The sequence below is a fragment of the Neobacillus drentensis genome (genome assembly GCF_036966985.1).
In the GTDB taxonomy this organism is placed as follows: Bacteria; Bacillota; Bacilli; order Bacillales; family Cytobacillaceae; genus Neobacillus; species Neobacillus drentensis_E.
Map to the genome: position 1 here is coordinate 387 of NZ_JBALSN010000304.1, position 1,649 is coordinate 2,035.

Sequence of the window (1,649 nt, forward strand, 5' to 3'; positions counted from 1 at the left end):
AAAACCTCTACCTTACCAAACGATTTTCGCAGATTTTTAACCTTAATTATGCTCATCGAACCTGAATCCTCCTTTCGATGAAATTAGCTAAGATAGTTAATAAATAAATAATGATAAAGTAAATGATACCCACAGCCAGCCAAATCTTGAATGCTTCGAAGGTTGCCGAAGCTTGAATTTGCCCTTGCTGTGTTAAGTCGGCTATTCCAATAACGGATAAAAGCGAAGTATCTTTTAAACTAATAATAGACTGATTCGTAATAGTAGGAAGCATTCGTCTAAATGCTTGTGGGAGGACCACATATCGCATCGTTTGTGCCCCCGTAAAACCAATCGATCTTGCCGCTTCTGTTTGTCCTTTATCTATCGATTGAATTCCAGCTCTGATAATCTCAGCAAAGTATGCCCCGGCATTAATGGCAACAGTGACGATCCCAGCGGTTGTGCTGTTTAAGGAGATCAATTGTAAAGAATTCACGCCGAAATAGATAAAAAACAATTGGACAATAAATGGCGTACCTCGAATCGCATCTACATAAACCTTTGCAATCCAATTTAAGATCTTATTCGGTGCCAATCTCAATAATGCGACAAGTAAACCAATTAAAAATCCTAAAATAATAGCTATTACAAATATATATAAGGTTACTTGAAGTCCTTTTAATAACATCGGTATAGCCGCAGAAATAATATCCATCCTGTTCATCCCCTTTCAACAAGAAGACGCGCATTAAGCGCGCCCCAACTTCACGTATTTATTATTCACCTAGATACGTTTTAATAATTTTATCATAGGTTCCGTCTTTCTTTAACTCAGCAAGTCCATCGTTGATTTTTTTCAAAAGATCCGTGTTTTTTCCTTTTAGAACAGCAATTCCATATTGATCTCCGTTCAAACGATCACCCACGATTTTTAAGCCAAGGTCTTTTTGGGCAATTGCATATGAAATTACAGGATAATCTTCAATAAGTGCATCCGCATTTCCGTTAGATACCTCTTGGAACATAGCGGGACTATCATTAAATTGAACAACAGTAATTCCTAATTTTGAAGCATTGTCTTGTGCATATTTTGCACCAGATGTACCTTTTTTAACTGCAACTTTTTTGCCTTTAAGGTCATTCACAGATTTAATAGTTGAATTATCATCTTTCACAATTAATGTTAACCCAGCATCAAAATATGGTGATGAGAAATCTACTATTTTTTTTCTTTCTTCTGTAATACTCATACCTGCAATAGCCACATCTAGCTGATTAGCTTGCATAGCTGGAATGATTCCACCAAAATCCATTGGAGAAAGTTCAATTTTGAAGCCCTGACTTTTTGCAATAGCATTAATTAATTCAATATCGATACCCTTATATTCGTTTCCTTCTTTAAATTCAAATGGAGGATACGTCGTATCTACACCAACTTTATACACCTTACCTGCTTCCTCTTTGCCGCTTTTTGTGTCACTACTTCCACACGCCGCGATAAAGATGGTAAGGATTAAAAACAAACTAAATAAACCAAACTTCTTCATTTCAACCTCTCCTTATTTGTCAGATTATTCTCATTTGCAGAATAGAATGAAATCACCTAATTAATATAACACAATTGATAAACAGAAAAAAGCAAAAGTTATTGGAATATAAATTATTTT

General features: G+C 35.2%; 2 protein-coding genes. Both read right to left on the reverse strand.

Annotated elements, in window-relative coordinates:
- Positions 1-52 precede the first annotated feature (52 nt).
- Positions 53-697: an amino acid ABC transporter permease gene (locus tag V7659_RS19615; RefSeq protein ID WP_335541574.1), complete on the reverse strand. Its 645-nt coding sequence runs from the start codon at positions 695-697 to the stop codon at positions 53-55.
- 61 nt (positions 698-758) lie between these two features.
- The gene (locus tag V7659_RS19620; protein WP_335541575.1) at positions 759-1,529 is read right to left on the reverse strand and encodes a transporter substrate-binding domain-containing protein; all 771 of its coding nucleotides are present in this window, start codon (positions 1,527-1,529) and stop codon (positions 759-761) included.
- Positions 1,530-1,649 lie beyond the last annotated feature (120 nt).